A 23,446-nucleotide genomic window follows, 5' to 3' on the forward strand; every position below is an offset into this window, starting at 1 on the left:
TGTATTGGTTTAATCAGGTATACTAAGGCATAGGGAGGAAGACCTATGCCTTTACAATTTGTATTTGGGCCGTCGGGCTCAGGAAAATCACATTATCTATATCAACATATTATTGAAGAATCAGGAAAACATCCGGAACAGTCTTATATTGTGCTGGTGCCGGAGCAGTTCACAATGCAGGCGCAGAAAGATCTGGTCAGCATGCATCCCAATCATGGAATTATGAATATTGATGTCTTAAGCTTTGGGCGTCTCGCCTATCGTGTCTTCGAAGAGACTGGAGGAGGCGAGCTTCCGGTATTGGACGATGAAGGAAAGAATCTGATCCTTCGGAAAATTGCCGGGGATTATGAATCCCAATTGAAAGTCCTGCGTGGAAATATGAAAAAGCTTGGTTATATCAGTGAAGTGAAGTCGGTGATTTCAGAATTTACGCAGTATGATATCGGTGAGGAAGAACTGGAACGGGTGATGGAAAGAGCAGGAGAAGGTTCCAGGCTTTACTATAAGCTTCGTGATATTGGAATCTTATATCGAGGATTTCAGGATTATTTAGAAAAAAAATATATTACAAAAGAGGAACTTCTGGATCATTTGAGCCGGGTGGCAGGAAAATCAGAGTTGATTCAGAACAGTACAATTGTGTTGGATGGATTTACCGGATTTACGCCGGTGCAGAGCAGGTTGATGCTGGAACTAATGAAGTGCTGCCGGAAGGTGATGGTGACTGCGGTCATAGATGAGAGGGAAGATCCATTTACGTACAGTCATCCTTATCAGTTGTTTGGACTTAGCAAGCATATGGTGACGGGACTACTTTGCTTAGCAAAAGAAGCTGCCGTAGAGGTGGAGGATCCGGTGCGTCTGTTTGGACATCCGGTTCATCGGTTCAGGGAAAATGAAGAACTTGCATTTTTAGAGAAAAATCTGTTCCGTTATGGAAAGAAAACATTCGGGAAAGTGCCGGAATCTGTAGAGATTCACGTGGCGAGAAGCCCGCGGGAAGAGGCTTACGCCTGCGTAAGTGAAATTAGGAAGATGGTGCGTACAAGAGGATATCGTTATCGGGAAATTGGGGTTATCGTCAGCAATATGGATGTGTATGGTGACTATTTGAAACAGGCATTTGAAACCTATCAGATTCCCTTTTTCATGGATCATAAGCGGAGTATTCTGCTGAATTCTTTCGTGGAATATATCCGAAGTCTTCTTGGAATGGCAGAAGAAAATTTCTCTTATGAAAGTGTGTTCCGTTTTCTTAGAACAGACATGGCTGGAATGGATCATCATGTGGTGGACCGTGTGGAAAACTATGTGCTGGGATTAGGGATCCGAGGATATAAGAGGTGGCAGGAGAAGTGGATCCGTAAGATGCCGGGGATGACAGAAGAGGAGTTGGAAGAACTGAATCATTACCGGGTTATTCTGGTAGAGAAGGTGGATGATCTGTTGTTCGTGCTCAAACAGAGGAAGAAGACCGTGCGGGATATTACCCAGGCAGTCTATGAATTCATGGTGAAAGAAGAACTGCAGAAAAAGTTGAAGAAGCAGGAAGAACTGTTTCAGGAGAACGGGGAACTGGCGCTTGCCAAAGAGTACGCACAAGTGTATCGGATTATGATAGATCTGTTTGACAAATTCGTGGAACTTTTGGGGGAGGAAGAAGTAAGTCTTTCGGAATACTGTACTTTGTTAGATGCGGGGCTTGAGGAAGCACGGGTGGGAGTGATCCCGCCAAGTATGGATCAGGTTGTGGCAGGTGATGTGGAGCGTACACGATTAAAAGATATCAAAGCGTTGTTCTTAATCGGTGCGAATGATACGCAGCTTCCTGGAACATTGCTGCGCACAGGACTATTGTCGGAGCAGGATCGGGAAAAATTTGCAAAAGAGAAGCTAGAGTTGGCTCCGGGAGGAAAAGAAAAGACTTATATTCAGAAATTTTATTTATATATGAATCTGACAAAGCCGTCTGAGGCGGTACGAATTTTTTATAGTAAGGTATCTTCGGATGGAAAGAGTGTGCGGCCGTCTTATCTGATTCAGGAGCTGAAAAAACTATATCCAAAGCTGACAGTAATTGATGAAGAGGAAAAGGGAGTCGAGGAAAGAGAACTGACGGAGAGCCTTGGAATTGATGAGTTGATCAAAGGACTGAAGCAGACTGCGATAGCTGGGGGAATGAAAAGGCAGGATGGAGCTTGTGAAAATCAGCAGAAGGAAGAAAAGATTTGGAAGGAGCTCTATGGATGGTATAGGCAGTTCCCGGAGTGGAAAGAGAAGTTAGAACAGATTCTAGACGCTGTATTTTTCGTCAAAAAGATGGACGCATTGGATCGAGAAGTGGCGAAGCGGCTGTATGGAGAGAGGTTCGAGAATAGTATTTCCCGTATGGAACGCTTTTCCGCCTGCGCTTATGCCCATTATCTGGCATATGGACTTCGTCTTGCCGAGCGGAAAGTGTATGAATTTCAACCAATGGACATGGGAAATGTCTGCCACCGGGCGCTGGAACATTTTTCCGGAAAGCTTGCCGGGGAAGGACTTGACTGGACACAGGTTTCAGAAGAACTGCGCTGTCGGTACATCGACGAAAGCGTAGAGGAAGCCATCGCAGATTATGAGAATTCGGTTCTTTATAGCTCTGCGCGCAACGAATATCTGATTGTGAGAATGAAGCGGATGCTGGAACGTACCGTGTGGGCATTGTCTAAACAGCTTGCGGCGGGGGATTTCCGTCCGGCAGCTTATGAGCTTCGGTTTGCAGAAGGCAAGATTGACCGGGTGGATGACTGCGAGGATGGAGATAAGATTTATGTGAAGGTAATGGATTACAAGACGGGAAGCAAGACGTTTGATATGGTGGCGTTGTATCATGGACTGCAGATGCAGTTGATGGTGTATTTAAATGCCGCTGTAAAGTGGGAGAAGGAACAACATTCGGAGAAAGAGATTGTTCCCGCAGGTGTGTTTTACTACCGTATTCAGGATCCTTTTGTGGAGGCACCGAAGGAAAAGGAAGAGGTAGAAACGCTGCTTTTGAAAGAATTGAAGCCAGACGGCATGATTAACCTTCAGGACGAGGTGCTTTTGCATTTGGATCGCAATCAGAAAGGAGAGTCTCTTGCTGTACCGGTGAAATATAACCTCAATGGATCTCTGGGAAGAGGATCGAAGGCGGTGGCGCAGGAAGCGTTTCAGACAATGATGGATTATGCAGTGCAAAAGGCGGAGGAGATTCGCGGAAAGATTGCGTCCGGAGATGTGAGGCCGTCTCCTTACCGAAGAGGGAAGGAGACGGCGTGTGATTATTGCAGATATCGGCATATTTGTGGGTTTGACAGTCGGCTTGAGGGGTATCAGTATCTCGAAATTGAATCCATGAACCAGGAAGAAGTTCTTGCAAATATGCAAAAAGATGTGAAAGAAACCGGGAAAGGAGAGGCATAGATCATGGGAGTGACCTGGACAGAAGAACAACAGAAAGTGATTGATCTAAGGAACCGCAATATTCTGGTATCGGCGGCAGCGGGTTCGGGAAAGACGGCAGTTTTAGTGGAACGGATTATCACGATGCTGACGAAGGATCCTACTCCGGTGAATGTGGATCGCCTGCTGATTGTGACCTTTACAGAATCAGCGGCAGCGGAGATGAAAGAGCGAATCCGTGTGGCGATCGAAAAGGCGCTGGAGGCTTACCCGGAGAATGAACATCTGAAACAGCAGGCGACACTGATTCACAATGCGCGTATTACAACGATACATAGTTTCTGCTTGTCGGTAATCCGGGATCATTTCCCGGCTATCGATCTAGATCCGGGATTTCGGGTTGGTGAGGAAGGAGAGTTAAAGCTTCTGCGCCACGATGTGCTGGAAACTGTGCTGGAAGAAAAGTACCAGGAAGGAGAGCAGCGGTTCCTTGATTTTGCATCGGCCTACGGAGCAGGGAAGAATGATAAGAAGTTAGAAGAGCTGATCTTGAAAATCTATGAGATTTCCAGAAGTTATCCGGATGCAGACAACTGGCTGGAAGAATGTGTGGAAGCTTACAGAATCAGGGATGAGAAGGAGCTGGAAGAAAATCGGTATGTAAAAATTGCCATGGAAAATGTGAAAAAGTACTTGGCAGATTTAAAAGAGTTAATTGAGCAGGGAATCGATATTTGTCTGGAGGCAGACGGACCGGCGGCTTACGAAGGAACGCTAAGGAAAGATCGTGCGCTTTTGGAAGAACTGGAAGAAGAAATTAGTTTTGGAGAGCTTTGCCAGAAGGTGTCTAAGGCAAAACTGGTGCGTTTGGCTATCAACAAGGATGAGACTGTGTCTGAGGAGAAGATTTCTCAGGTGAAGTCCATTCGGGACGAACTGCGAAAAATGATCAAGGATTTGGGAAATCAATATTTTTCTCAAAGCCCGGAAGAGATTCTGGCAGATCTTTCGCGGTGCCAGCCTGCCATAGAAGAATTGAAGGAATTGGTGATTCGCTTCCAAACAGCCTTTGAAGAAAAAAAACGCGCCCGCAATCTGATTGATTTCTCGGATATGGAACAGTATGCCCTTCAAATTTTGGCTAGTAAGACAGAGGGCGGATGGAAACCGTCAGAGATCGCGGTGGAATATCAGGAGCAGTTCCAGGAAATTATGATCGATGAGTACCAGGACAGCAACTTGATTCAGGAGACGATTCTGACCAGTATCTCCAGAGTGCATCAGGGGAAATATAATATGTTTATGGTCGGAGATGTCAAGCAGAGCATTTATCGGTTCCGTCTGTCAAGACCGGAATTATTCATGGAAAAGTTTCGTACCTACAGTACCGATGACAGCCGGATGCAGAGGATTGATCTTCATAAGAATTTCAGAAGCCGAAGCCAGGTGCTAGGAAGCGTCAACTATCTTTTTCGGCAGTTGATGACGCAGAGTCTTGGCGGGATTACTTATGATGATCAGGCGGCTCTTTATGTAGGGGCCAGCTATCCGGAAGGGGAAGGTCAGGAGACGGAAGTGCTGATGATAGACAGCAGGATGGAAGAATATGAGGCGGGCAAAATCTCAGAGCGAGAACTGGAAGCCAGAGTGATCGCAAGACGGATCAAAGAGCTTCTTTCCGGCTTCCAGGTAGTAGATAAGGAAACCGGCGATTTTCGCCCGGTGAGGTACCGGGATATCGTCATCCTGACGCGAAGCGTGCAGGGGATTGCAGATGTATTTGCTGAGGTGTTGAATCGGGAAGGAATTCCAGCCTACGCAGGAACGAAAGAAGGCTATTTTGATGCATGGGAAGTCGGGGTTGTCCTGGATTATCTGAGGATTTTAGATAATCGGTGCCAGGATATTCCGCTGGCGGCAGCGCTTGTATCCCCGTTTGGTAAAGTGACAGAAACAGAACTTGCCGCAATTAGAAGTGCCAGCCCTAAGAAGTCGTTTTTTGAGGCGGTAATAGAATATTTTTCTCCAAAGGCGGAGGATGAAGAACAGCCAAATCTGGTGCTTGTGGAGAAGCTTCGTCACTTTTTCGAGACGCTGAATCATTACCAGAGGATGGTTCCTTATACACCGATGCACGAGCTGCTTTGGAAAATTTTGACAGAGACAGGATACGGAGATTATGTCTATGCGCTGCCGGGAGGAGAGCAAAGAAGAGCGAACTTAGAAATGCTGATGGAGAAGGCGAGAAGCTACGAGTCCACGAGTTATAAAGGATTGTTTCATTTCGTTCGGTATATTGAGCAGCTGCAGAAATATAATGTGGATTATGGTGAGGCGAATATGGAAGATGAGCAGTCGGATACGGTTCGGATTATGACGATTCATAAAAGTAAGGGCTTGGAGTTTCCGGTGGTGTTTGTAGCCGGACTTGGCAAGCGGTTCAATATGACGGACGCAAGGAGCAGTGTGGTAATCCATGCAGGACTTGGAATCGGGTTGGATGCCGTGAATCTGAAAGAGCGGACAAAGAGACCGAGCCTAATTAAGAAAATGATTCAGAAAGAAGAAGTGTTGGATAGTCTGGGAGAGGAGCTTAGGGTGCTCTATGTAGCGCTGACGCGTGCGAAAGAAAAGCTGATCCTGACGGGAACAATGACGGATCCCGTGAAGCAGGAAGAAGCGGTTTGTATGCTCAGAAGCCGGCAGCAGATAGAGCTTGGATTTGGCAGACTCAGCAAGGCATCTACTTTCTGGGACTGGATTCTTCCGGCTCTTGCAAGAATCGATGAACACATCCCAATTTGCAGAAAATATTGGACAATTCTTGATGTTGTGGAAGGCGAGATAAAAGAACGTTCGGTGAAGAAAGTGACGCGAGCAGCTTTCGAGACATGGGAGAGGATGGAAGAGTATAAGCAGTGTGAACAAAAGACGGGGGATGGCTTATCCGGGGTCACAGAACAGTTTGGATATCGGTATCCCTATGCGTCTGAAAGTGGCCGCAAGCTTAAGTTTACCGTGTCAGAGTTAAAGAAGCAGATTTACTTTATGGAGAAAGAAGAGGCTCTGGGAGAAGACATAGAAGCACTTTACGGGGAACCAGAGGTGGCGCCTTTGATTCCGAAGTTTTTGAAAAAAGAAGAGAAATTGACCGGAGCATTAAGGGGTACAGCGTACCACCGCCTGATGGAACTTTTGGATTTTGCGGATGATTATGATGGATCGAAGCTTGCGAAAGTAGCCGCCAGATTCATCGCGGAAGGACGGATGACACAGGAAATGAAAGATTGTATTCAGACAAAGGATATTCTTACGTTTTTATCCTGCGATTTAGGACTTCGGATGAAAGAAGCGGCAAGGAGCGGAAGGCTTTGGAAGGAGCAACCCTTTGTACTGGGGGTAGATGCGTCGGACGTTTATCCAGACGAACAGGAAGGGGAATTGCTTCTGGTACAGGGAATCATCGACGTCTACTTTGAGGAAGCGGATGGATTGGTGGTTTTGGATTATAAGACGGACCGGGTGTCCAAGGCAGAAGAGCTAATGGAGAGATACCATGGACAGCTGGATTATTATAGTAAAGCACTGGAGCAGATTACCGGAAAACGAGTGAAAGAGAAATGGATTTATTCTTTTACCCTTCAGCAGGAGATTAAACTGCCGTAAAGGAGAAAAACTATAAAATAAGGTTTTTAAAAAGAGTGTGATAGGAAAGGATGGCATCAAATGTATGTCAGATTCTTTCTTACTACGCTCTTTTTATAATATATGTTGACAAACTATATTATACGACATATAATATATACAACAAAACAATATTGCAAAACTAAAAGTCCAAAGAAAAGGAGTGAGAATATGGTATTTAACACCGGAGCTGCACTTTTGGATGCGATTGTCCTGGCGGTTGTGTCACGGGAAGCGGAAGGGACTTACGGATATAAAATTACGCAGGACGTAAGGGGAGCCATAGACGTGTCAGAGTCTACACTGTATCCGGTTCTTAGAAGACTGCAGAAGGATGGATGCCTGGTAGTATATGACAGGCAGTTTGATGGAAGGAACCGTCGTTATTACAAGGTGACAGAAAGAGGAAGAGATCAGTTAGAGATTTATCGGACAGAATGGAAAGAATATTCGTTAAAGATCAGTAATCTATTTGAGGGAGGTGTTATTGCATGAATCGGATTGAATTTATGACAGAACTGGCGGCACTTTTGCAGGATGTACCAGTGGAAGAGCGTAAGGAAGCTATGCAGTATTATAATGACTATTTTGACGATGCAGGCGAGGAAGAAAAGGATGTTGTGAAGGAGCTTGGAAGTCCGGAGAAGGTGGCAGAGAATATAAAAAAAGATCTTGGCATTCAGACAGAGATAGCAAGTGGTGGGGCACAGAACACTGGAGCGAATCATACCGGAGCACAGGATGCCAGAGCGCAGAATAATGGGACACAGAACGTCGGGACACAGAACGTCGGAACGCAGGAACAGAGCAATCATATCTGGAAGATCGTACTGATTGTACTGGTGGTAATATTTGGGCTTCCCCTCCTTTTGGGGATCGGCGGCGGAGTATTGGGATTACTTGCCGGAATCATTGCAACCGTATTTTCCGTGATTTTAACAGCGGTTCTCGTTGTGGTTTCAGGTGTGTTGGCAGTTGTTTCAGGAATTGCACTTTTGATCGCAGAACCGGCGGTGGGACTTGCGTTAATTGGCGGAGGACTGATCGCAGGGGTGTGCGGAGTCATCGCAAGTGTACTTTTGGTAAAGCTTTGCATGATTGCATTTCCGGCAGCAGGCAGATGGATTACGAAAATGTGGAATAAGGTGAAGAATAGAAAGAAGGTGGCATAATATGAAGAAACGCTGGAGAAATTTCTGGATTGTATGTGGCGTGACGGCAGGAATCGGTGTTGCGTGCTGTGTTGTAGCTTTGGCAATGGGGGTATCGGCAGCGTCGCTTCGCTATCGGTTCCCCAATGGAATCGGGATTTGGAATGACGATGGACATGGAATCAGACTATTCCAGGATGATTGGCTGGATGATTTAGACGAAATCGGCGACGGGGATGACGAAGACCACCATTGGCAGGGAGGCCGGGACGTACTGGCAGCAGACGGAGAAGAAATATATGAAGGAGTACAGGAGCTGGAGATTGATATCTATGGAGCAGAGGTTCATATTCAGCCATCCAAAGAAAATCACGTAAGAGTTGAGACGCATGATGTTCCGCAAGAACTGGGACTTTTCTGCAGCCGGGAGGGAAGCGAACTGATGATAAGTTCTCAAAAGAAATCGGCGAAATTAAAGAACCTGGGACATTTGGGAGAGATCACGGTCTATGTGCCATACGATCGTCTATTAAATGAGATTTCTGTGTCCATAGGAGTGGGAGCCTTATATATAGAAGATATTCATTCTAACAGTCTGTCGGTAGACATTGGAGCTGGGGAGGCAGATGTGAATGGTTTTGAAGTAAATGAGGTGGAAATGGACTGTGGTACGGGTACGCTGACAGCGTCAGGAACGGCACGCCAGGAAGTTAGTCTAAGTTGTGGAACAGGTGAGATCAACTATACTGCATCGGATCAAAAAGAATCCTATGATTATGAGATCGAGTGTGGAGCTGGAACCGTGCTGCTTGGAGAAGAACATTATTCCGGAGTTGGATTGGAACAGGAGATTCTGAATCATACGGGAAGAGAATTTGGAATTGAGTGCGGAATGGGAACGGTAACTGTGCAGTTTGAAGCCCAAGAATAGAAAATAGAGAAAAAATGAATAATACCCCTTTCCTGAGTCAATACTTTAGAAAACAGGAAAGGGGTATTTGTTATGGCAGGAAAAAAGAAACAGCCAGTGGATCTGGCGAATTTACCGAAGGAAGAGAAATTGAAATATGAGATTGCAGAAGAATTGGGACTTCTGGATCGGGTGATGGAACAGGGATGGAAATCCTTGTCGTCAAAAGAGACCGGAAGAATTGGCGGTCTGATGACAAAGAAACGAAAAGCACAAAAAGAAGTTCAAAAGTAACAAAATTATTAAGAATATTAATAAGTGTGAACAATTACCAAGAAAGCTTGAAAAGACATGCCCCATTTGCTATAATCGAAAAACTGGCAATAGGAATTAGCAGGTGAAGTGATGGACAGTAAGATGAATGTATTTGATATAGAAATAAATAAATGTCCGGCAAAAGAGGCAATGAAGGCGGCGATCGGGTATTTGGGATCCATGCCGGTTAGTGTGATCGAGATGGTGACGGCAGAAGGGCTGATGCGAATCAACGAAGCGCAGGAGCTAAAAGAGGGGATCAGTCAGTTTGATCTGGTGCTGGCCGGGGATAAGATGATTCTGGAAGCAGCAGAGGTGACGGACCGGAAGTATCTGCAAGAGACGGAAGGGCAGGTCTTTCTGAAGATGTTTTTGCGTTATCTTCATAAGAATCATAAGAGGGTTTATCTTTTGGTTGGTTCGGAAGAAGAAGGACAGCAGTTCTATGATTATCTTCAGAAGAATTACAGCGGGATTCAGGTTGCAGGTCTTGCGAAGGTTTCAGCAGAAGACCGGGCGGATGATATGTTGGTGAACGCGATTAACGGAGGAGAGGCAGATTGTGTGTTTGCATCCCTTCCGGCGCCCTTGGAGCAGGAGTTCATTATTCGGAATCGAAGCCGGCTGGATGCTGAAGTATGGCTTGGAATGGGGCCGGGAATTCTTTCAGTGAGGCGCAGAGGCTTTGGAGAGGGAAGAATTGCTCGGTTTGTAACAAAGTATATTTTGAAAAAAGAAGTAGAAAAAAGCAAGAGATAAGAAAAAAATAAGAAATATATTTCGTCACTATGTATAGCACGAAAAAACGGGAAAAGACGAAATAACCTGAGGAAATTAACAAAAATACGTAATTTCCTCTTTATTTTTTTGTTTATATATATTAATATAGGGATTGGTAGTATGCGATTTGTCTGCATCGATGATAAATTTGTTGTGGAAAATGCATATTGAAACGAGTGGAGGAGATGGAATATGATATCTAATCAAATACTTCAAAATACAATTGAAGGATTGAAAGGAATTACGCGGATTGATTTCTGTGTTATGGACACGGACGGGAGATCTCTGGCAAGTACATTTGCGGAACAGGAGAACTACGAAGACGAGATTGTCTCCTTTGTGGAGTCCCCGGCAGACAGTCAGGTTGTTCAGGGATATCAGTTCTTTAAGATTTTTGATGAGCATCAGCTGGAATATATTCTTTTGGCAAATGGCGGAAGCGACGATGTCTACATGGTAGGCAAGATCGCGGCATTTCAAATTCAGAATCTGCTGGTCGCATATAAAGAACGGTTTGACAAAGACAACTTTATTAAAAATCTTTTGCTTGATAACCTGCTTCTGGTGGACATTTATAACCGCGCCAAAAAATTACATATTGACACAGAAGTAAGACGTGTTATCTTTATTATTGAAACGAAGCACGAGAAGGACAGCAATGCCCTTGACAATGTGCGTACGCTTCTTGGAAACCGTGCAAGAGATTTTGTGACAGCGGTAGATGAGAAAAACATTATTGTAGTAAAAGAACTGGAACCGACAGACGGGCATGTGGAGCTTGAGAAGATCGCTCAGAATATGTACACACTTTTGAAGGATGACGGAGAAGAGGATGTACTGATTGCTTATGGAACCATTGTAGGTGATATCAAAGAAGTATCCAAATCCTACAAGGAGGCAAAGCTTGCATTGGATGTCGGCAAGATATTCTTTGGGGAGAGGAATGTGATTGCGTACAGTGCTTTGGGAATTGGACGATTGATTTATCAGCTGCCGATTCCGCTTTGCAAGATGTTTATACGTGAGATTTTTGAAGGAAAGTCGCCGGATGACTTTGATGAAGAGACGCTGACGACGATCAATAAATTCTTTGAAAACAATCTGAACGTATCAGAGACGTCAAGACAGTTATACATTCACCGGAATACGCTGGTATACCGGCTGGATAAGCTTCAGAAGAGCACGGGGCTTGATCTGCGCGTGTTTGAGGATGCCATTACTTTTAAGATTGCACTGATGGTAGTGAAGTATATGAAGTATATGGAGACGCTGGAGTATTAAGGATCAGGAGGAGAATATGATTGAATTAAAAGAAGTAACGAAAGAGTACTCAAAAGGGGTTGCAGCTCTGAATGGAATCAATTTAAAGATTGAACAGGGAGAGTTTGTATTTATCGTAGGAGACAGTGGGTCAGGAAAGTCAACTCTGATTCGTCTGATGATGAAAGAGCTGGAACCTACGTCTGGAAGTATTGTAGTAAATGGACAGAATCTGGCGAGACTGAAGCATAGAAAGATTCCGATGTACCGAAGAGGAATCGGAGTTGTGTTCCAGGATTTCCGTCTTCTGAAAGACAGAAACATTTATGAAAATATTGCGTTTGCACAGCGAGTAACGGAGACGCCAACTCGTATTATTAAGCAGAAAGTACCGGCAGCACTGTCACTGGTAGGACTTGCACAGAAGTACAAATCCTTCCCGAAAGAGCTCTCGGGAGGTGAGCAGCAGAGAGTTGCCATTGCGCGTGCGATCGTTAATGAACCGGCTATTCTGTTGGCAGATGAACCTACCGGTAACCTGGATCCGACCAATTCATGGGAGATTATGAAACTGTTGGAAGAGGCGAATGAAAGAGGAACAACGGTACTGGTTGTTACGCATAATCAGGAAATTGTAAACGAGATGAAGAAGCGTGTAATTACGATGAAAAAGGGAGTCATTGTAAGCGACGAGAAAAAAGGTGGGTATAATAATGAGAATTAGTACAGTCGGATATTCGATGAAACAAGGGGTGAAGAACATCGGAAGAAACAAGATGTTTTCCATTGCGTCTGTTGCGACGATGGCAGCTTGTATCTTCCTGTTTGGATTGTTCTACGCTATTGTAATGAACTTTAACTATATTGTGGAAAAAGCAGAAGAAGGGGTTGCGATTACCGTATTCTTCGATGATGATGCAACTGAGAGAGAAAAGGAGGACATCGGCGAAAAGCTTGAGAAGGCGGAAGGTGTTCTGGAAGTAAAATATGTCAGTGCAGATGAAGCCTGGGATAAATTCAAAGATGATTACTTTGGAGAGTCAGGAGAACTGGCAGAAGGATTTAAGAACGATAATCCACTTGCCAATTCTGATAACTATGAGGTTTACATGGCGGATGTATCCAAACAGAAAGACGTTGTTTCTTACGCGGAGACGTTAGATGGCGTGCGTAAGGTAAATAAGTCTGATGTTGTGGCAAAGACGCTGACCAGTGTGAATAAGCTGGTAGGATATATCTCCATTGCGATTATTGCAATCCTTTTAGCAGTTTCTATCTTCCTGATCAGTAATACGGTTACCATGGGTATCACGGTCAGACGAGAAGAGATTGCAATTATGAAGTATATTGGAGCGAAGGACGGATTCGTCAGGGCGCCGTTTGTTATTGAAGGTCTCTTGATCGGTGTGATAGGAGCGCTGATCCCGCTGGTACTTCTGTATTTTATGTATGACAAAGCGGTGGCTTATGTAATGACTCGGTTCAGTCTGCTGAACAATATTATAGATTTCCTTCCGGTGGCACACGTTTACCGTACGTTACTTCCAGTTGGAATTGCATTGGGAGTTGGAATTGGTTTTGTAGGAAGTTTCTTTACGATCCGCAAGCATCTGAAAGTATAGCAGACAAGGTAGAATGATTTGATAAGAGGTATCAATGCCAAGGGGGATACATATGAAAGGTAAGAAGAAAATTGTCAGTCTCCTTCTCGCGACGACGCTTTGCTTTGGAATGGCGGCTCAGGTGGAAGCGGCAGGAATTGACGAGGCAAAAAAGAAGGCAGAAGAACTTGAAAATCAGAAGAAAGCAGCGGAGGCAGAAAAAGAATCTCTAACAACGCAGCTGGCAGATATCATTTCCGATATGGAGGAGACCAAGACCAAGATTGAGGATATGGAAGAAGAGATTACTGCCAAGGAAGAAGAACTGATTGAAGCAAAGATTGATGAAAGCAATCAGTATGACAGCATGAAGAAGAGAATCCAGTACATGTATGAAAATGGGAATACACAGTTTATTGAGATCCTCTGTGCATCCCAGTCAATTGGTGATTTCTTAAATAATGCCGAATATATTACAACCATTTCGGAATATGACAGAGATATGCTGACAGAGTTCCAGGAAGTGGTAGAAACTGTGGAGAAGCAGGAGAAAGAGCTGCAGGAAGAATACGATGATCTGGAAGTGATGCAGAATGATCTGATTGCAAAGCAGACCGAGGTAGAGAGTACGATCAGCGGCAAAGATGCAGAAATCAGTGAACTGGACACCAAGCTTGGTGACGCTAAGGCGACACTTGCTGAGCTGGAAGAAGCAGCAGCAACGGCAGCGAGAAAGCAGAACGAGGCAAATAATGGATATTCTCCAAATGCAGGCGGTTCTTTGATATCGGGAAATGGACGTTTTGCACATCCGTGTCCGGGCTATACTTATATTTCCAGTGAATTTGGATGGAGACCGAGACCGATTCCGGGAGCAAGTTCCAACCATAAGGGAATGGATTTTGCGGCAGGAACAGGAACTCCAATCTATGCAGCGGATTCTGGACGTGTGCTTCAGGCAAGTTATAGCGGTAATGCTGGAAATCTTGTGATTATTGATCACGGCGGCGGACTGCAAACCTATTATATGCATACCAATCAGATGTTTGTGCGGGCAGGTCAGACAGTCAGCAAAGGAGATAATATTGCAACGGTAGGAAATACGGGAAATTCATCCGGACCTCATCTGCATTTTCAGGTAATGCAGAATGGAACACCGGTAAATCCGAGAAATTTCTTGTAGGAAGACGGAAAACAGAACAGGACTTTATAGAATGAAAAAGAAAAGTTTTTTGCAGGGGGCGCTTTGTGGCGCCCTCGCTATGTTATTGGCGGCAGGATTAGTATTTTGCGGTGGAAAATTGAATAATGGCAGAAGAAAGAATCCGGCAGAAGCGGTGGAGCAAAAGCTGGGTGAACTGGAATCCTTGATTGATGAAAGTTATATCCATAAGGTGGATGAAGAGGAGCTGACAGAAGGCATTTACAAGGGTTATATTGCAGGACTTCAAGATCCTTATTCTGCTTACTACGATAAAGAGGAGACGAAAGAAATGTATGAGACGTCTTCCGGAGAATTTGAGGGAATTGGAGTGCTTATGAGCCAGGATCGGGAGACGGGAGCGATTACAATGGTTCAGGTATATGAAGATTCGCCGGCAATGAAGGCGGGATTTCGGGATAATGATATCCTTTACAAGGTAGAAGGCGAGGAAGTGACTGGGAAAGATCTCTCCGAGGTTGTTTCTAAAATTAAGGGAGAAAAAGGAACCAAGGTGGAATTAACGGTGCTTCGGGGTGAGACAGCAGAGGAGATTACGGCAGTGGTTACCCGTGACAAGGTAGAAGCGCAGACCGTTGATTACCGGATGATGGCTGATCAGATCGGCTATATTGCGATATCTGAATTCGACACAGTGACTTACGAGCAGTATAAGAAGGCGTTGGAAGATCTGGAAGCCCAGGGAATGAAAGGTCTGGTTGTAGACCTTCGGAATAATCCGGGAGGCAATTTGATGACGGTGTGTGATATGCTGGATCTGATGCTTCCAAAGGGACCGATTGTGTTTACCGAAGATAAAGGTGGGCATAAGGAACAGATTGATTCGGATGAGGAGCATAAGTTTGAAAAACCGATGGCTGTGCTGACGAATGGCAATAGCGCAAGCGCATCTGAGATTTATGCAGGAGCCATTCAGGATTATGGAATTGGCGAGATTGTGGGAACGACGACCTATGGAAAGGGCGTAGTTCAGCAGGTTTTCGATCTGAAAGACGGCACGTCCTTAAAGCTTACAGTTGCGGAATATTTTACAGCGAAGGAGAGAAGTATTGACGGAAAAGGAATCGTTCCAGATGTAGAAGTGGAATATGAAGCGAATTTGGAAGATCCAACGGCAGACAATCAGCTGAACCGGGCTGTTGAGGTTGTAAAAGAAAAAATAACGAAATAAAATCACAACAAAGAGGAATCAAAAGGGGAATGCAAAACAGGCATTCCCTTTTATCATGCCTTGTGATAAAATAAATTACAAACTGTGATGTTTAAGGAAAGGATAGAGAATATGAGAATATTAATCCGTAATGGACAGGTAGTAGATCCGTCCTCCAAAACGGAAGGACGCTTTGACGTGCTGGTGGAAGATGACAGAATCGTGCGCGTGGCAGAACAGATTGACGAGACTGCAGACCGTGTGCTGGACGCGGAAGGCTGCTATGTGATGCCAGGATTTATTGATCTCCATGTACATTTGAGAGATCCGGGACTGGAATATAAAGAGACCCTTCAGACGGGTGGAATGGCTGCGGTAAAAGGCGGTGTTACAACGGTGTGCGCCATGCCAAATACAAAGCCGGTTATGGATGACGGGCAGAAGGTGGCAGAGGTTCACAAGAGGGCGGAGGAAGAGTCTCCTGCTCATGTGATACAAATCGGCGCGGTTACGAAAGATCAGGCAGGTCAGGAACTGGCCGATATTGCAGGGATGGCAGAAGCGGGATGCCATGCCATTAGCGAGGACGGAAAGTCGGTGATGAATGCCTCTCTTTATCGCAAGGCGATGAAGATCGCGAAAGAGAAAGGAATCTCGGTGTTTGCCCACTGTGAGGATATTACCATGGTAGAGGGCGGTGTGATGAATGCCGATGAGAACGCTGTGCGTCTGGGACTAAAAGGAATTACGAATTCAGTAGAAGATGTGATCGTAGCAAGAGATATTCTGCTGGCAAAAGAGACGGGAGTGCGGCTCCATCTCTGTCATTGCTCTACAGCGGACAGTGTAGAGATGATTCGTCTTGCCAAAGAAGAAGGCCTTCCGGTAACAGGAGAGGTGTGTCCGCACCATTTCATTCTGACGGCAGACGATATCTTGGAAGATGACGGTAATTACAAGATGAATCCACCGCTTCGAGGGAAGAAAGATGTGGAAGTGTTGAGGCGTGGGCTGGCAGATGGAACGATGGATGTCATTTCCACAGACCATGCACCTCATTCAGAAGAAGAGAAGAACCGATCTATGGCGAAGGCGGCATTTGGAATTGTGGGTCTTGAGACATCCGCGGCGCTGACCTATACGGAGCTTGTGAAGACGGGAATTTTGTCTGTGATGCAGATGGCAGAGAAGATGAGTTACAATCCGGCGCAGATTCTGGGACTTTCGGACAAAGGAGCTGTAGCAGAAGGGAAGAAGGCAGATTTGGTGATTTTTGACCCGAATCCAACCTACACCATTGATAAGAATACGTTTGTATCCAAAGGAAAAAATACTCCGTTTCACGGAAGAACCGTAACAGGAGAAGTACGGTTCACGCTGGTAGATGGAAAAGTTGTATACGAGAAATAAGGAGGAACGAAAAGTGATTAACAAATTAGTAGCCAATATTAAAAAGACAGGAGCGCCAATCGTGGTTGGACTGGATCCAATGTTAAACTATATTCCAAAGCATGTACAGGACAAAGCTTTTGCGGAATACGGAGAGACTTTAGAAGGTGCGGCAGAAGCAATCTGGCAATTCAATAAAGAGATCGTAGATAAGACATATGATCTGATTCCGGCTGTGAAACCACAGATCGCTATGTATGAGCAGTTTGGAATTCCGGGACTTGCCGCTTTTAAGAAGACGGTTGATTATTGTAAAGAAAAAGGGCTGGTAGTTATTGGAGATATTAAGAGAGGAGACATTGGCTCTACTTCTGCGGCGTATGCAGTAGGTCATGTGGGACGTGTACAGGTTGGATCTAAGACATATGTACCGTTTGATGAAGATTTTGTGACGGTTAACCCGTATCTGGGCTCTGACGGTGTGAAACCATTCGTAGATGTATGTAAGGAAGAAAAGAAAGGCCTCTTTATTTTGGTGAAAACATCCAATCCTTCCAGTGGTGAATTCCAGGACAGACTGATCGATGGAAGACCGCTCTATGAGTTGGTAGGAGAGAAAGTTGCAGAATGGGGAAGCGAGCATATGGGCGATGAGTACAGTTATGTAGGAGCTGTTGTGGGAGCAACCTATCCTGAGATGGGAAAAGTATTACGTAAAGTAATGCCGAAATCCTATATTCTGGTTCCGGGATATGGAGCCCAGGGCGGGAAAGGCAAAGATCTGGTTCACTTCTTCAATGAAGACGGATTGGGTGCAATCATTAATTCTTCCCGTGGAATTATCGCGGCTTATAAGCAGGAAGCATACGCAAAATATGGAGAAGAAAACTTTGGGGATGCCTCCAGAGCAGCAGTAGAGGATATGATTGCTGATATTCGGGAAAGTCTGGAACAGAAATAGAAAAGGGAAGAAGGAACAAGGATGGAAGAAAAGAAGAAAGAACAGGCTGTGGTGATATCTCAAGAACAGCTTGCAGATGGAATATACAGTATGTGGATTCGGACGGAAGCGTCCAGGGCGGCAAAGCCGGGACAGTTCCTGTCTTTGTATACGAACGATGGAACAAAGCTTCTTCCGCGTCCGATCAGCATCTGTGAGATCGATGCAGAAAATGGCAGCCTTCGCGTGGTATACCGCGTGACAGGAGAGCACACAGGAACGGAAAGCTTTTCACGGATGAAAGCGGGAGACACCATTCCGGTTATCGGACCTCTTGGAAATGGTTTTCCGTTGGAAAGAGCAGCAGGGAAAAAAGTGTTTTTGATGGGCGGTGGAATTGGTGTGCCGCCAATTTTGGAGTTGGCAAAACAGCTGGAGTGTGAAGAAAAGCAGATTCTGGCGGGTTACCGCGATCAGCAGACCTTTTTGAAGGAAGAATTTGAGCAGAACGGGACGCTTTATATTTCTACCGAAGATGGAAGTGTGGGAACAAAAGGAAATGTTATGGATGCGATTCGGGAAAATGGTCTTGAGGCTGACATCATTTACGCATGTGGTCCGACCCCGATGCTTCGGGCAATCAAGCAGTATGCAGAAGAACAGAACATAGAATGTTATATTTCTTTGGAAGAGAGAATGGCATGCGGAATCGGAGCTTGCCTTGCCTGCGTCTGCAAGTCGAAGGAGAAGGATCATCACAGCAATGTGAATAACAAGCGGATCTGCAAAGATGGTCCGGTATTCCTGTCTACGGAGGTGGAGATCTGATGAATATGAAGGTAAATATCGCGGGAGTGGAATGGAAAAATCCGGTAACAGTAGCATCTGGAACCTTTGGCTCCGGCGCTGAATTTGCGGATTATGTAGATTTAAACCGGTTGGGAGCTGTGACGACAAAAGGTGTTGCCAATATTCCGTGGCCGGGCAATCCGACTCCTCGAGTGGCGGAAGTCTATGGAGGAATGATGAATGCAGTGGGTCTGCAGAATCCGGGTATGGATCTGTTCTGTCAGCGGGACATTCCGTTTTTGAAAGAATACGATACTCGCATTATCGTGAACGTATGTGGAAAATCAACAGAAGATTACTGTGAAGTGGTGGAACGTCTGGCAGATGAGGATGTGGATATGCTGGAAATCAATATTTCCTGTCCGAACGTTAAGGAAGGCGGAATCGCATTTGGACAGAATCCGAAAGCGGCGGAAGAGATTACAAAGGCTGTGAAGAAGTATGCGAAGCAGCCGGTGATTATGAAGTTGAGTCCCAATGTGACAGATATTTCAGAGATGGCAAAGGCTGTAGAAGCCGGTGGCGCAGATGCGGTCTCTCTGATCAACACACTGACTGGAATGAAGATTGATGTGAACCGGAGACAGTTCGTATTGGCGAATAAGACCGGAGGTGTATCTGGTCCAGCCATTCATCCGATTGCGGTGCGTATGGTTTATCAGGTAGCGCATGCGGTGAAGGTTCCGATTATCGGAATGGGTGGAGTTGCCAGTGCAGAAGATGCGATTGAGATGATTCTGGCAGGAGCCAGTGCGGTGTCTGTAGGAACAGCTAACTTCCACAATCCGGCTGTGACGATGGAGATTGTGGATGGAATTGAAGCGTATATGAAAAAATACGGATTTGAGACGGTTGCCGATATGGTCGGACTGGTCGATTAATTGTGATCAAATTATCTGCGATACAATATGGAAGTATAATGAAATATAATGAAATATAAAGGGAAGAGCACTTATTGAAATAGGTGCTCTTCCCTTTATAAGTATAACTTATGAATGGATATGCAAAAATGTAATGGGGTAAGAGATTTTCATTTGCAGATCAATATGCTATGATAAATCTAACGAGATAATACAACTGAATATTTCAAAATTCTTCAAGATACATTTGCAGGACGGGAAACCTGTTTAGCCTTTGGCCGATGTATCTTTTTTGTTGCAAGAGAGACAATGTTAAGGAGGATTACGAAAATGGAAAGAACATCAGTAGAGAACTTAAAGGAAATGATCCGTGCAGGTCGAGGTAAGATCCCGGCTGACAAAGTGATCAAGGGAGGACAGCTTGTAAATGTTATGTCCAGTGAGATTTATCCGGCGGATATTGCGATTTACAAGGATATGATCGCAGCAGTTGGCGATGTGGAAGCTTATGTTGGACCAGAGACAGAGATCATTGACGCGAAAGGGATGTATTTAACCCCAGGTATGATCGACGGACATATCCACAGCGAATGCAGTAAGCTCAGTATTACAAGTTATGCAAAAGCGGTTGTTCCAAGAGGAACCACAAGTATGATCTCAGGACTTGACGAATATATTTCCGTATCCGGTTTGGAAGGATTAAAAGAGGTACAGGAAGAAGTAAAGAAGAGCCCGCTGAAAGTGTTCTGGGGAGCGCCTTATAAGACACCATATACCATTCCGCAGTCAACAGTTGCATTTAACTTTACGAAGGAAGTTCATGCAGAAGTTCAGCAGTGGCCGGAATGCTACGGTGTTTGGGAGACGGTAAGAGAGTTCCTGCAGGAAGAGGATGAAGATACGTTGGGAGCAATTGCAGAGGCTTATAAGAATCGTCTTCCGGTATTTGGATGTGCGCCAATGGCAAGAGGAAATGATTTGAACGGCTACTTGTGCGGCGGAGTGCGTCTGGACCATGAGAGTTATGATCACGAGGAAGTGGTAGAGAAGATGAGAAAAGGAATGCATATGCTGATCCGTGAATCTTCTGTGACACATTTCCTTGAGGAAAATATCAAAGCAGTGACAGAGGTAAATCCTGCATTCGCACGTCGCGTCAGCTTCTGTACCGATGATGTGACAGCGACAGATGTGTTGGAAAAAGGACATCTTGATAATGTGGTGCGTCTGGCAATCAAAGCTGGTGTTGAGCCAATGACAGCAATCCAGATGGCAACCATCAATAGTGCAGAAGCATATCGCATTGATGATAAAGTTGGATCCATCTGTCCGGGAAGAATTGCAGACATCCTTTTTGTAGATGATCTTGAGAACTTTGAAGTAAAAGAAGTTATGACAAACGGTAAGATGGTGGCAAAAGACCACAAGCTTACTTATGATCTTCAGGCTCCGGAGAGAAGTTCCGTACTGAAAGGGGAACTGAAGTGTAAGAAAACAACAAAAGAAGATTTTGAATATAAGACCTCTATCCAGAATGGCGAAGCAAAAGTTCTGGCTATGGATGTAAAAGGACCATTCGTTCGTAAGAGAAGAGATGTTGTTCTGAAGGTAGAAAATGGAATCGTTCTTCCTGATACCGAGCAGGATGTGGCAATGGTATCTGTATTAGAAAGATTCGGAAGAAACGGAAATAAATCTCTTGCGTTCTGTTCCGGATGGAAATTGAAAAAAGGTGCAATGGCATCTTCCGCAGCTCCGGATGATAACAACTTGGTTGTAATGGGAGTAAATGCAGAAGATATGTCTATCGCGGTAAATTATTTGATCGAACAGGGCGGTGGACAGGTTGTCGTTGCAGACGGAGAAATTCTTGAATTTCTTCCACTTCCAGTAGGAGGAATCGTAAGTGACCGTGAGCCGGAAGAAATCGCAGCGCACGAAAAGCTCATCGATCAGGCGGCAAGATCTCTTGGTTCCGATCTTCCGGATCCAATGATGTATATGTTCTTCCTGCCGATCACAGCAATTCCGGATTATGCGATTACAGATGCAGGTCCGGTAGACTATGTGGCGCTTACAACCTTTGATCCAGTTCTTGAAGTGGTAGAGAAATAGAGGGACAGAAAGTATGAAAAAAGAAGAATTAAAAAAATTAATTGATACGGCAGCCGGAAGAATTCCGGCTGACCTGGTCATCAAAAATTGTAAAGTAGTCAATGTATTTTCCGGTAAAATTGTAGAAGGCGATATTGCAGTAAGTGGAGGACAGATTGCAGGAATCGGTAACTATGAAGGAAAAGAAGTCGTGGATGCAAAAGGACGCTATGCGGCGCCTGGATTTATTGACAGCCATATCCATATTGAATCTTCTTATGTAAGTCCGGAAGAAATCGGACGTCTCTTAGTACCGCATGGCGGAACAACAATTATTGCCGATCCGCATGAGATCGTAAATGTATGTGGAATTACAGGACTTGATTATATGATGGAAGCTGCCAAGGGAACAGCTCTTGATATTCAGTACGTGCTTCCGTCTTGTGTGCCGGCAACACCATTTGAACATGCCGGAGCAGTGATCGGTGCGCCGGAAATGGAAGAACCAATTAAGAGAGACGGAATCTTAGGTCTTGGTGAATTTATGAATTTCCCAGGCGTAATCGGAGCAGATGACAGCGTGTTGGATAAGCTGATGGTTGCCAAGGAAGAAGGGAAGATCATTGACGGACATGGTCCTGGAATTGTAGGAAATGATCTGAATGCTTACGCGGCAGCAAGAATTTTAGCAGACCATGAATGTTCTACTGTAGAAGAGATGGAAGATCGTCTTGAGAGAGGAATGTATATTCTTCTTAGACAGGGTTCTGCATGTCATAATTTAAGACCGCTTTTGAAGGGCGTAACATCGGAAAACAGCAGAAGATGTCTTCTGTGTTCTGATGACCGCCAGCCAAAGACAATTCTTCACGAAGGTCACCTTGACAATCACTTGAGAATCTGTGTAGAAGAAGGTCTGGACGCAGTGACGGCTATCCGCATGGCAACCTTAAATGCGGCAGAATGCTTTGGATTAAAGGATCGCGGAGCAATTGCACCAGGATACCGTGCAGACATCGTATTGCTTGATGATTTGAAAGATTTCCATGTAGATAAAGTATGGATCAATGGTGAATTTGTGGCAGAAGATGGAAAATATCTTCCGGAAATTCAGGTGCATGATATTTCATCTGTAAAGGGAAGTGTGATTGTAAAAGATTTCTCCAAAGAGAAATTTAAAATGAATCTGAAGTCTAATAAAGTGAATGTGATTCAGATTCTTCCTGGTGGAGTCGTAACTGGAAAGGCGACTGCGGAAATTACACTGGATGAAAATGGTGAATTTGTACGTAACCCAGAAGAAGATATTGTAAAAGTAGCCGTGGTGGAAAGGCATCAGGGAACAGGAAATGTTGCCTGCGGATTCCTGAAAGGATACGGCATCAAGTCCGGTGCGGTAGCGTTGTCGATTGCGCATGACTCCCACAATATCATTGTGGTTGGTGTCAATGATGAGGAGATGGAATTTGCAGTACAGAGCCTGATCGCGCAGGAAGGCGGTATTGTTCTTGTAAAAGAAGGAAAAGTGATCGAGAGCATGCCGATGCCGATCGGTGGACTTATGAGTGACAGAAGCGGAGAGTGGGTAGATCAGAAATTGACCGATATCCACGAAAAAGCATATGAAGAGCTTGGAATCTGTGGAGATGTAGAACCGGTGATGACACTTTGCTTTATGTCGCTGGCAGTGATTCCGGAAGTAAAGCTTACGGATATGGGCTTATTTGATGTAACAACATTTTCATTTATTCCGGTAGAGGCGAACGAATAACGAACGAGAGTAAATCAGGGAAATCAGTAGAATAAGAAGAG

At 44.9% G+C, this 23,446-nt stretch carries 18 protein-coding genes; all 18 read left to right on the forward strand.

The genetic code is table 11. The annotated features are described in order from the left end of the window. Positions 1-45 precede the first annotated feature (45 nt). The 18 genes from addB (at position 46) to ade (ending at position 23,405) form a co-directional block, all read left to right on the forward strand. Complete coding sequence (gene addB / locus C0979_RS09885) at positions 46-3,450, forward strand: helicase-exonuclease AddAB subunit AddB (RefSeq protein WP_101695818.1); 3,405 nt, start codon at positions 46-48, stop codon at positions 3,448-3,450. A 3-nt stretch (positions 3,451-3,453) separates the two neighbouring features. Beyond that, positions 3,454-7,095, forward strand: coding sequence for a helicase-exonuclease AddAB subunit AddA (addA, locus tag C0979_RS09890; protein WP_101695819.1), 3,642 nt, complete (start codon positions 3,454-3,456; stop codon positions 7,093-7,095). 189 nt (positions 7,096-7,284) lie between these two features. Then, positions 7,285-7,608 carry a PadR family transcriptional regulator gene (locus C0979_RS09895; protein ID WP_101695820.1) on the forward strand — a complete coding sequence of 108 codons (324 nt, stop codon included), beginning with the start codon at positions 7,285-7,287 and terminating at the stop codon, positions 7,606-7,608. Beyond that, complete coding sequence (locus C0979_RS09900) at positions 7,605-8,285, forward strand: DUF1700 domain-containing protein (protein WP_101695821.1); 681 nt, start codon at positions 7,605-7,607, stop codon at positions 8,283-8,285. Before C0979_RS09895 ends, C0979_RS09900 begins: the two co-directional genes overlap by 4 nt. Position 8,286: 1 nt before the next feature. Next, on the forward strand, positions 8,287-9,195 hold the full coding sequence (locus C0979_RS09905) for a DUF4097 family beta strand repeat-containing protein (protein ID WP_101695822.1): 909 nt from the start codon (positions 8,287-8,289) through the stop codon (positions 9,193-9,195). A 72-nt stretch (positions 9,196-9,267) separates the two neighbouring features. Further along, entirely contained in the window at positions 9,268-9,468 is a 201-nt protein-coding gene (locus C0979_RS09910) for an alpha/beta-type small acid-soluble spore protein (protein ID WP_101695823.1), read from the forward strand. Positions 9,469-9,579: 111 nt separating this feature from the next. Then, positions 9,580-10,248, forward strand: a complete 669-nt coding sequence (locus tag C0979_RS09915; protein ID WP_101695824.1) for a WecB/TagA/CpsF family glycosyltransferase — start codon at positions 9,580-9,582, stop codon at positions 10,246-10,248. Positions 10,249-10,461: 213 nt separating this feature from the next. After that, positions 10,462-11,550, forward strand: coding sequence for a PucR family transcriptional regulator (locus tag C0979_RS09920; protein WP_101695825.1), 1,089 nt, complete (start codon positions 10,462-10,464; stop codon positions 11,548-11,550). Positions 11,551-11,566: 16 nt separating this feature from the next. Then, on the forward strand, positions 11,567-12,253 hold the full coding sequence (gene ftsE / locus C0979_RS09925; protein WP_101695826.1) for a cell division ATP-binding protein FtsE: 687 nt from the start codon (positions 11,567-11,569) through the stop codon (positions 12,251-12,253). Continuing rightward, complete coding sequence (gene ftsX / locus C0979_RS09930; protein ID WP_101695827.1) at positions 12,243-13,151, forward strand: permease-like cell division protein FtsX; 909 nt, start codon at positions 12,243-12,245, stop codon at positions 13,149-13,151. The genes ftsE and ftsX overlap by 11 nt, the downstream gene beginning before the upstream one ends. Positions 13,152-13,203: 52 nt before the next feature. After that, positions 13,204-14,313, forward strand: coding sequence for a murein hydrolase activator EnvC family protein (locus tag C0979_RS09935; protein WP_101695828.1), 1,110 nt, complete (start codon positions 13,204-13,206; stop codon positions 14,311-14,313). Positions 14,314-14,344: 31 nt separating this feature from the next. Continuing rightward, a complete protein-coding gene (locus C0979_RS09940) occupies positions 14,345-15,523 on the forward strand; it encodes a S41 family peptidase (RefSeq protein WP_101695829.1) in 1,179 nt (392 codons plus the stop codon). Positions 15,524-15,634: 111 nt separating this feature from the next. Further along, positions 15,635-16,912 (forward strand): dihydroorotase, encoded by a 1,278-nt coding sequence (locus C0979_RS09945; RefSeq protein WP_101695830.1) that lies wholly within the window; start codon positions 15,635-15,637, stop codon positions 16,910-16,912. 13 nt (positions 16,913-16,925) lie between these two features. After that, positions 16,926-17,852 (forward strand): orotidine-5'-phosphate decarboxylase, encoded by a 927-nt coding sequence (pyrF, locus tag C0979_RS09950; protein ID WP_101695862.1) that lies wholly within the window; start codon positions 16,926-16,928, stop codon positions 17,850-17,852. 21 nt (positions 17,853-17,873) lie between these two features. Next, positions 17,874-18,659 carry a dihydroorotate dehydrogenase electron transfer subunit gene (locus C0979_RS09955; protein ID WP_101695831.1) on the forward strand — a complete coding sequence of 262 codons (786 nt, stop codon included), beginning with the start codon at positions 17,874-17,876 and terminating at the stop codon, positions 18,657-18,659. Next, the gene (locus C0979_RS09960) at positions 18,659-19,561 is read left to right on the forward strand and encodes a dihydroorotate dehydrogenase (RefSeq protein ID WP_101695832.1); all 903 of its coding nucleotides are present in this window, start codon (positions 18,659-18,661) and stop codon (positions 19,559-19,561) included. Before C0979_RS09955 ends, C0979_RS09960 begins: the two co-directional genes overlap by 1 nt. A 309-nt stretch (positions 19,562-19,870) precedes the next feature. Then, entirely contained in the window at positions 19,871-21,655 is a 1,785-nt protein-coding gene (locus tag C0979_RS09965; RefSeq protein WP_101695833.1) for an adenine deaminase, read from the forward strand. Between the two features lie 13 nt (positions 21,656-21,668). Then, positions 21,669-23,405, forward strand: a complete 1,737-nt coding sequence (gene ade / locus C0979_RS09970; RefSeq protein ID WP_101695834.1) for an adenine deaminase — start codon at positions 21,669-21,671, stop codon at positions 23,403-23,405. The last annotated feature ends 41 nt before the right edge of the window (positions 23,406-23,446 follow it).

Origin of the sequence: Dorea phocaeensis (assembly GCF_900240315.1) — a bacterium.
GTDB lineage: Bacteria > Bacillota > Clostridia > Lachnospirales > Lachnospiraceae > Dorea_B > Dorea_B phocaeensis.

Coding starts and splice junctions, on each gene's coding strand:
- C0979_RS09960 (WP_101695832.1), top strand. CDS start 18,659: ATGAATATGAAGGTAAATATCGCGGGAGTGGAATGGAAAAATCCGGTA.
- C0979_RS09900 (WP_101695821.1), top strand. CDS start 7,605: ATGAATCGGATTGAATTTATGACAGAACTGGCGGCACTTTTGCAGGAT.
- C0979_RS09920 (WP_101695825.1), top strand. CDS start 10,462: ATGATATCTAATCAAATACTTCAAAATACAATTGAAGGATTGAAAGGA.
- C0979_RS09965 (WP_101695833.1), top strand. CDS start 19,871: ATGGAAAGAACATCAGTAGAGAACTTAAAGGAAATGATCCGTGCAGGT.
- C0979_RS09910 (WP_101695823.1), top strand. CDS start 9,268: ATGGCAGGAAAAAAGAAACAGCCAGTGGATCTGGCGAATTTACCGAAG.
- ade (WP_101695834.1), top strand. CDS start 21,669: ATGAAAAAAGAAGAATTAAAAAAATTAATTGATACGGCAGCCGGAAGA.
- C0979_RS09945 (WP_101695830.1), top strand. CDS start 15,635: ATGAGAATATTAATCCGTAATGGACAGGTAGTAGATCCGTCCTCCAAA.
- addB (WP_101695818.1), top strand. CDS start 46: ATGCCTTTACAATTTGTATTTGGGCCGTCGGGCTCAGGAAAATCACAT.
- C0979_RS09940 (WP_101695829.1), top strand. CDS start 14,345: ATGAAAAAGAAAAGTTTTTTGCAGGGGGCGCTTTGTGGCGCCCTCGCT.
- ftsE (WP_101695826.1), top strand. CDS start 11,567: ATGATTGAATTAAAAGAAGTAACGAAAGAGTACTCAAAAGGGGTTGCA.
- C0979_RS09905 (WP_101695822.1), top strand. CDS start 8,287: ATGAAGAAACGCTGGAGAAATTTCTGGATTGTATGTGGCGTGACGGCA.
- C0979_RS09895 (WP_101695820.1), top strand. CDS start 7,285: ATGGTATTTAACACCGGAGCTGCACTTTTGGATGCGATTGTCCTGGCG.
- C0979_RS09935 (WP_101695828.1), top strand. CDS start 13,204: ATGAAAGGTAAGAAGAAAATTGTCAGTCTCCTTCTCGCGACGACGCTT.
- addA (WP_101695819.1), top strand. CDS start 3,454: ATGGGAGTGACCTGGACAGAAGAACAACAGAAAGTGATTGATCTAAGG.
- C0979_RS09915 (WP_101695824.1), top strand. CDS start 9,580: ATGGACAGTAAGATGAATGTATTTGATATAGAAATAAATAAATGTCCG.
- C0979_RS09955 (WP_101695831.1), top strand. CDS start 17,874: ATGGAAGAAAAGAAGAAAGAACAGGCTGTGGTGATATCTCAAGAACAG.
- ftsX (WP_101695827.1), top strand. CDS start 12,243: ATGAGAATTAGTACAGTCGGATATTCGATGAAACAAGGGGTGAAGAAC.